1 protein-coding gene is annotated in these 1,088 nt (G+C 41.9%); it reads left to right on the top strand.

Going from position 1 to position 1,088, the window contains the following annotated elements; all coding sequences use genetic code 11:
- On the top strand, positions 1–1,044 hold a 1,044-nt coding region (locus AMDU4_RS11010), incomplete at its 5' end, for an MmgE/PrpD family protein (protein ID WP_290705139.1).
- Positions 1,045–1,088: the final 44 nt, after the last annotated feature.

Below are 1,088 nucleotides of genomic sequence, written 5' to 3'. Positions count from 1 at the left end.
CCTGGAAATGCCAAGATTATCGGCATGGGCACATCATCTCCAGATTTCTCTGCATTTCTTAATTCACTGTTTATAAGATACATGGATTTCAATGACACATACCTGTCACTGGAACCATTACATCCAAGCGACATGTTCGGCCCATTAATTTCTATTTCCTCCATTTTCAATAAGACTGGAAAGGATTTGATTACAGCTGCTGCTGTGGGCTATGAGATAGGAACAAGGCTGTGTGATTCCACATCACTGAGGGCAAAGGGCTATGACCATGTAAATTTTACTGAAATAGCCATGGCTGCAGCTCTTTCCAAACTGCTTGATTTTAATGAAAACCAGATAATAAATGCAATATCCATAGCACTTGTTCCACATGTGGCACTGAGGCAGCCAAGGGTAGGTGGCCTCACAATGTGGAAGGCAGGGGCTGCAGCAAACAGTGCAAGAAATTCGGTATTTGGTGCACTTGCCACGCTTTATGGCTTCACAGCCCCATCAGAGCCACTGTCAGGGAAAATGGGATTTAAGAACATAGTTGCACCAGATATGGATTTCTCAAAACTTGAGGGTAAAAGGGTCGATGGCATTATGCGTACGTATGTAAAGAAATTTCCAGTTGAATACCATGCCATGGCAGCTGTGGAAGGATCCATGAAGTTAGTCAATGACCTGGATATGAATAACATAGATTCCATTGAAGTTTATACATACGAGGCTGCGGTTTCCATACTTGCAGATAAGGAAAAATGGCATCCCACCAACAAGGAAACAGCTGACCACAGCCTTCCATTCATTATAGCCTCGACATTAGTAAATAAGGATTTCTGGGTAAATAACTACAACGATATAAGAAACAAACAGATTATTGCATTAATGGATAAGATACATATAACCGAACTTAAGGAGTACACAGCACAGTATCCGGAAAAACTTCCCATCAGGCTGGAGGTAAAGTGCAGGGGAAAAACATTAGAAAGCGAGATTGAAATTCCAAAAGGGCATTACAGGAATCCCATGACAGACCGGGAGATAGAATCAAAGTTGTAAGGTTAACAGGAATTACTGACACACTGGAGGATATGTGGACAAGG

It is taken from the genome of Ferroplasma sp. Type II (assembly GCF_000496155.1).
The sequence above is the reverse complement of the archived record's forward strand: the minus strand, read 5'-3'. Positions and strand labels throughout refer to the sequence as shown.